The organism is Streptomyces sp. SPB074, assembly GCF_000154905.1.
GTDB lineage: Bacteria > Actinomycetota > Actinomycetes > Streptomycetales > Streptomycetaceae > Streptomyces.
Genome location: NZ_GG770539.1, coordinates 5,130,286 through 5,136,610, shown reverse-complemented (window position 1 = coordinate 5,136,610; position 6,325 = coordinate 5,130,286). Strand labels below are relative to the sequence as shown.

Here is a 6,325-nt window from a genome sequence, read left to right as displayed (position 1 = left end):
AAAAAAAAAAAAAAAAAAAAAAAAAAAAAAAAAAAAAAAAAAAAAAGAAAAAAAAAAAAAAAAAAAAAAAAAAAAAAAAAAAAAAAAAAAAAAGGTGCCACGCGCCCTTCTCCTCGTCCCAGATCTCGAAGGCGCGGCGGGCGACGCGCACGACGGCCTCGGCGCTCTCGCCGGGGGCCGCCTCGACCTGCGCGAAGCCGGCGAGCCAGCGCGCGGGGCGCTCGGTCGCGGGGCCCGTGCCGGGCTCGGCGGGGGCGAGGTAGACCTGCACGGTCTCCCGGCCCGCGCGGCCGCCGCTGTTGCGGACGCGGACCGTGACGGTCAGGCCGTTTTCGGCGGCGGGCTCGACGGTGACCGACTCGTACGTCCAGTCGGTGTAGCCGAAGCCGTGCCCGAAGGGGTACGCGGGGGTGCGGCCGGCCTGCTCCCAGGCGCGGTAGCCGATGAGGACGCCCTCGGTGTACTCCAGCTTCCCCCCGGTCGGCGTGGTGTTGACGACGGGGGCGTCCGCCAGGACGGCCGGCCACGTGGTGGGCAGGCGGCCACCGGGCTCGGCGGCGCCGGTGAGGACGTCGGCGAGCGCGGCGCCGCCCTCCTGGCCGGGGAACCAGCTCAGGAGCACGGCGGCGACGTCCTCGCGCCAGGGCATCTCGACGGGCGAGCCCGCGTTGACGACGACGACGGTGCGGGGGTTGGCGGCGGCGACCGCGCGGACGAGGTCGTCCTGACGTCCGGGCAGCCCGAGGTCGGCGCGGTCGAAGCCCTCGGACTCGACGCGCTCGGTCGTCGCGACGACCACGACGGCGGTGTCCGCGGCGCGCGCGGCCTCGGCGGCGCGGGCGATCAGCTCGTCGGGGTCGTGCACGGGGTTCTGGTGCAGGACGGTGAAGCCGACCGCCTGGATGGGCAGGCCCTCGGGCTTGGCGACGGTGTGGAAGACGCTCAGCTCCACGGGCTCGCCCGCGGCCAGTTCCAGGCGCCCGCGCTCGGTGGGCTGGCCGAAGAACGCCTCGAAGGGGTCGGTGGCCGCGCCCATCTCGACGGAGCCCTCGAAGAGTTCGCGACCGGCGATGACGACCTTGAAGCCGCCGATGCCGCGCGTGCCGAAGACGTGCTCGCCGCTCTCGCGCGGCGTGAAGGTGCCGGTGACCTCGATGGAGTGCAGGGCGTCGTAGGTGACGCCGTCGGGCAGGTCGCTGCCCATCCACTGGATGTGGCCGCCCGCGAGCGGGACGGTCGCGAGGATCTCGCCGGACGCGTCGCGGCACACGGCGCGCAGCGCGAAGCCCTGCCCGGCGACGTCGAGTTCGTTGTTCGGGTCGGCCCCGACCTCGTACGAGAGGGCGCCCTCGGGGAGCGCGGCGCGCAGCCCGTCGAGCGGCGCGACGACGTGCGCGGGGAAGACGGTCGCGGAGCCGCCGCCCAGGACGCGCGCCTCGCGGGCGGCGGCGCCGCTGAGGGCGACGCGGGTGCCGGGGGCGAGCGGGAGGGCGGAGTCCTCGTTGCGGACGAGGACGAAGGAGCGCGTGGCGAGTTCGCGGGCGAACGCCTCGCCGTCGATCTCGGCGGGCAGGGCCTCGGTGGGCACGACGGGCTCGGTCGTCTTGAGCGCCCCGGTGCGGGCGGCGAGGAGCAGGACGCGGCGCACGGCCTCGTCCACGACGCTCTCCTCGACCTCGCCCGCGCGCACGGCGGCGGCCAGGTTCTCGCCGTAGACGGTCTTTGGGCCGGGCATGGCCAGGTCGAGGCCGCCGTTGGCGTCGGCGACGGTGTCGCGGGCGGCGGTCCAGTCCGAGACGTTGACGCCGTCGAACTTCCACTCGCCGCGCAGGACCTCGTTGACGAGGTAGCGGTGCTCGGTCATCGTCGTGCCGTTGACCGTGTTGTACGCGGTCATGATGCCCCAGGGGCGGGCGTTGGCGACGATCGCCTCGAAGGGGGCGAGGTAGAGCTCGCGCAGCGGGCGCGGGGCGATGCGGTTGTCCACGGTGAAGCGGTCGGTCTCGGCGTCGTTGCCGACGAAGTGCTTGACGGTGGTGCCGACGCCGCCGGACTGCACGCCGCGCACGTAGCCGGTGCCGATGGCCCCGGTGAGGTACGGGTCCTCGCTGTACGCCTCGAAGTGGCGCCCGCCGAGCGGGGAGCGGTGCAGGTTGACCGTGGGGGCGAGCAGGACGTGGACGCCCTTGCGGCGGGCCTCCTGCGCGAGGACCTGCCCGGCGCGGACGGCGGTCTCGGGCGACCAGGTGGCGCTGAGCGCGGTCGGGGACGGGAGCGCGAGCGAGGGGTCCTCGCTCGTGGACCGCACGCCGCGCACGCCGATGGGGCCGTCCGAGACGACGAGCGAGTCGAGGCCGATCTCCGGGATCGCGGGCAGCGACCAGAAGTCCTGCCCGGCGAGCAGCCGGGTCTTGGTGTCGAGGTCGAGCCGGGCGAGGGCGGTCTCGACCGCGGCCTCGTGGGCGGCTTGCCGCTCAGGGGTGACCTGGGGCTCGGGTGGGGTGGACGCACCTGTCACGGCCGTACTCCTCGTGGTCGCTGTCCGTGGGCTGCGGGGGCCACGCCCCCGGTCGGGTGGGAGCGCGCACTCATCTTGCACCCGCCGACCTGTAGTCCGGTAGGGGACGTTATTTTTACGTGACATGGCGATGCCGTACGGTCCTGCTGGAGCGGGGGTTCCGGGGCCGGTCACCGGCGCGGCGGGCGAGGGTTCCCGGGCCGGTCACGGGCCGGCGGGCGGAAGGGGTGCACGGCGGATGGCCAGAGCGAAGGGCGAGGAGCGGCGCGCGGAGATCCTGCGGGCGACGCTGGAGGTGATCGCGGAGCGCGGCTACCGGGGGGCGACGCTCGGCGCGGTCGCCGAACGCGTGGGCCTGACCCAGCAGGGACTGCTGCACTACTTCCCGACGAAGGAGGCGCTGCTCGTCGCGCTGCTCGCCGAGCGGGACCAGTGGGACGCGATCCCGGGCGACTCCTGGCGCCTGGACCTGCTCTCCTCGCTCGTGGACTACAACGCGATGCGCCCCGGGGTCGTGCAGACCTTCAGCGCGCTGCTCGGCGAGAGCGTGACGGAGGCGCACCCGGCGCGGGACTTCTTCACGAAGCGGTACGGGGTGGTGCGGGGCAACATGGCCTCGGTGCTGCGCACGGCCTACGGCGAGCGGCTGCCGAGCGGCCTGACCCCGGAGCAGGCCGGGACGCTGATGGTCGCGGTCATGGACGGCCTCCAGTACCAGTGGCTCCTGGACCCGGAGGCCGTCGACATGAGCGCGGCCTTCCGCGACTTCCTGCGCCTGCTGGAGGGGGCGGAGGAGAAGGAGGCGGACGGCACCGCCCGCCCCTGAGCGGGACGCCACGGCCCACCCCTGAGCCCGATGCCACGGCCCACCCCTCAGCGGGACGCCACCGCCCGTTCCCCGAGTGCTCGCGCCGGGGGTTCAGCGCGGCTCGGCGGCGGGTCTCTCCTCGCGCGGGGCCGGCTCCAGGGGTTCGCCGCGCAGGTCCCGGGCGAGGAGGGTGGCGCCCGCGACGGCTCCCGGCATGAGGAAGACCGCGACGACGGGGACGAGGAAGGCGAGGCCGAGGGGGACGCCGAAGCCCCAGGTCAGCCGCTTGCGGGAGCGGAGCAGCACGAGGCGTTCGCGCAGGTCGACGCGGCGGCGGGCGAGCGCGATCGAGACGAGTTCCTCGGCGAGGAAGAAGCCGGTGACGAAGAAGCCGATCACGGGCACGACCGTCTGCCCGACGAAGGGCAGGAACCCGGCGGCGAAGAGGCACACGCCCCAGAGCGCGGCGCGCACGAGGACGCGGACGCCGTCCCGTACGGAGATCCAGATCTCGCGCCCGAGGGAGAGCCCCGACTCGGTCGGGAAGCCGTCGATCTCACGGTCCACCTCGGCGGAGAGCGCGTCGTAGAACGGCTGGCCGACGACGAGCGTGACGGCGGTGAAGCCGAGGACGCAGCCGAGGAGCACGAGGGCGAAGAGCACGACGGTGAGCGCGCCCCGGAAGAGCCCCTGCCAGGGCGATTCCCAGTCGTCGGCGAAGGGCGTGGCCCACGCGACGAGGTCGCCGCCCCACAGCACGAGCGCGAGCAGCACGGCCGCGTAGAGCACGAGCGTGATGAGCCCGGGGAGCAGGGCCGTGCCGTACCGCTTGCCGTGCCTGCCGGCCCAGCGCTGACCTTCGAGCAGGTACCGGAATCCGAGGGCGAGTTCACGCATGTGCGGACCCTACCGGGCGTGAGCACGTCAGGTGGGGGCGGGGCATCGCGCGCCCCGCCCCCGACGCGCCGGGCGCTGGCCTCAGGTGAGGTCCACGATCATCTTTCCGGTGTTCTCGCCGCGCAGCAGGCCGAGGAACGCCTCGGCGCCGTTCTCGATGCCGTGCGCGAAGGTCTCGCGGTGCTTGAGGCTGCCGTCGCGGACCCAGGCGGACACCTCCTGGACGAACTGCCCCTGGAGGTCGGAGTGGTCCTGGACGAGCATTCCCTCCAGGCGGATGCGCTTGCCGATGACCTGGGCGAGGTTGCGCGGAGCCGCCGGGGGCTCGGTGACGTTGTACTGCGCGATCATGCCGCAGATCGCGAAGCGCGCGTGCACGTTGGCGCGGCTGATGGCGGCCTCGAGGTGCTCGGCGCCGACGTTGTCGTAGTAGACGTCGATGCCGTCGGGGGCCGCCTGCTTGAGCTGTTCGGCGACGGGGCCGTTCTTGTAGTTGAACGCCGCGTCGAAGCCGAGTTCGTCCACGAGCCAGGCGACCTTCTCGTCCGAGCCCGCCGAGCCGATGACGCGCGAGGCGCCCTTGAGCTTCGCGATCTGTCCGACCTCGCTGCCCACCGCCCCGGCCGCGCCGGAGACGAAGACCGCGTCGCCCTCCTTGAAGGCCGCGACGCGCAGCAGGCCCGCGTAGGCGGTGAGGCCCGTCATGCCGAGGACGCCGAGGTAGGCGGAGAGCGGCGCCGCGTCCGGGTCCACCTTCGTGGCGTGCTCGGCGGGGACGGAGGCGTACTCGCGCCACCCGGCGAAGTGCAGCACGTAGTCGCCCTCGGCGAAGCCCTCCGCCTCCGAGGCGACGACCTGGCCGACGGCACCGCCGGTCATGGGCTCGTCCAGGGCGAAGGGTGGCGTGTACGACTTCACGTCGTTCATGCGCCCGCGCATGTACGGGTCGACCGAGAAGTACAGGTTCCGCACCAGCACCCGGCCCGCGGCGGGGGCCGGTACGGGGGCCTCGCGCAGCGCGAAGTCCTCGGGCACCGGCCAGCCCTGCGGACGGCGGACGAGGTGCCAGGCGCGGCCGGACTCGGGAAGGGTGGTCATGCGGGGTGCCTCCTGCGGGGAATTTGTTTCATGAGCTGAAACAAACATGCGCATGAACATTTCAGCATGTCAAGCACATCGGTACGATGACGTCATGACTCTCCCCGCCACCGCCCCGCGCGATCCCCTCACCCTGGAGGTCGTCCAGCTCATCGGCGCGGTCGTCGGGCGCTACCACGAGGAGTACGAGCGGGCCGCCGCGGCGCACGCCCTCACGGGGGCGCAGGCCCGCGTGCTGAGCCTGCTGTCCCTCGGCCCGCTCCCCATGCGGCGTCTCGCGCGGACGCTGAAGTGCGAGCCGTCGAACGTGACCGGGATCATCGACCGCCTGGAGACGCGCGGACTGGTCGAGCGCCGCGCCGACCCCGAGGACCGGCGCGTCAAGCTCGCGGTGTCCACCGAGGAGGGGCGGCGGCTCGCCCGCGGCCTGCGCGACGGTCTCGACTTCGCGCGCGAGCCGCTCGCCGACCTGAGCCGCGAGGAACGGCTCGTCCTGCGCGGACTCCTGCGGCGGATGCTCGGCGAGGACGCGACAGTCCTACGGGACGGGAGCGAGGCCGCGTGGAGCGGCGGCGAGAGCGCGCGGGGCGGGAGCGAGCGCGCACGCAGCGGGGGCGAGGCCGCCGGAAGCGGCGGCGAGAGCGCAGGGAGCGGCGGCGGGAGCGCGGGGGGCGCCGGGGGCCGGAGCGGCGCCGTGCGGGAGGGCTGAGCCCGTGCCCGCCTTCACGCCCCTCGATCTCACCCTCGTCCTGCTGCGCCGGATGCAGGACTTCCACCCCGCACTGGTCGAGCGCGCCCGGCGCGAGCTGGGGGCCGACGCGGCACGGATGCGGGAGGCGAACCGGCGCTGGCAGGCGAGCGCCCGCGGGCGGTACGGGCGGGGCGAGGCGGCCCGCTACCGCGCGGCGCTCGGCGAGCCCGCGACGCGTACCCGCCTGCGCCTCGGCGACCTGGAGTGCCAGGCGCTGCGCTGACCGCTCCCGCTCTGGCCCGGGCTGCTCTTC

The 6,325-nt window shown here is 73.2% G+C and carries 5 protein-coding genes and 1 pseudogene; 3 read left to right on the top strand and 3 right to left on the bottom strand.

Annotated elements, in window-relative coordinates:
• On the bottom strand, positions 1-2,518 hold a 2,518-nt coding region (locus tag SSBG_RS21715; RefSeq protein ID WP_234010618.1), incomplete at its 3' end, for a glycoside hydrolase family 3 protein.
• Positions 2,519-2,756: 238 nt separating this feature from the next.
• Here SSBG_RS21715 and SSBG_RS21710 point away from each other — a divergent pair.
• Entirely contained in the window at positions 2,757-3,344 is a 588-nt protein-coding gene (locus SSBG_RS21710) for a TetR/AcrR family transcriptional regulator (RefSeq protein ID WP_008748214.1), read from the top strand.
• 93 nt (positions 3,345-3,437) lie between these two features.
• Here the strand turns inward: SSBG_RS21710 and SSBG_RS21705 are convergent, their stop codons facing one another.
• Positions 3,438-4,223 (bottom strand): EI24 domain-containing protein, encoded by a 786-nt coding sequence (locus tag SSBG_RS21705; RefSeq protein WP_008748213.1) that lies wholly within the window; start codon positions 4,221-4,223, stop codon positions 3,438-3,440.
• An 81-nt stretch (positions 4,224-4,304) separates the two neighbouring features.
• A complete protein-coding gene (locus tag SSBG_RS21700; protein WP_008748212.1) occupies positions 4,305-5,321 on the bottom strand; it encodes an NADP-dependent oxidoreductase in 1,017 nt (338 codons plus the stop codon).
• 94 nt (positions 5,322-5,415) lie between these two features.
• Here SSBG_RS21700 and SSBG_RS21695 point away from each other — a divergent pair.
• Positions 5,416-5,853, top strand: a pseudogene (locus tag SSBG_RS21695) (MarR family winged helix-turn-helix transcriptional regulator); the annotation flags it as partial.
• 181 nt (positions 5,854-6,034) lie between these two features.
• Positions 6,035-6,295, top strand: coding sequence for a hypothetical protein (locus SSBG_RS21690; RefSeq protein WP_008748210.1), 261 nt, complete (start codon positions 6,035-6,037; stop codon positions 6,293-6,295).
• Positions 6,296-6,325 lie beyond the last annotated feature (30 nt).